The following is a 233-nucleotide window of genomic DNA, read 5'->3' on the forward strand; positions in this document are numbered from 1 at the left end:
TCATTTTAATATAGCCGGTTCCGAAAACAATGGCATTCGGCGGAGCTGCAACCGGGAACATGTAAGCAAACGTGGCTCCCATATTGGCGGCAACCATCAATACAATCGGGTCGGTTCCTAGTGTGGCAGCTGCAACTGCAACGATTGGATAGACCATCGTGGCAGTTGCTGTATTCGAAGTGAATTCAGTCATAACGGTAATTGTGCCAACGATCAAGGCGATCGTAAGAAAC

At 48.1% G+C, this 233-nt stretch carries 1 protein-coding gene; it reads right to left on the reverse strand.

Features of this window, described 5'->3' with window-relative positions; translation table 11 throughout:
- Positions 1 to 233 (reverse strand): anion permease (locus R0J87_RS25035; protein WP_498889728.1); only part of this gene is annotated, 233 nt, incomplete at both ends.

Source organism: Halomonas sp. SIMBA_159, assembly GCF_046536035.1.
GTDB classification, from domain to species: Bacteria; Pseudomonadota; Gammaproteobacteria; order Pseudomonadales; family Halomonadaceae; genus Vreelandella; species Vreelandella venusta_A.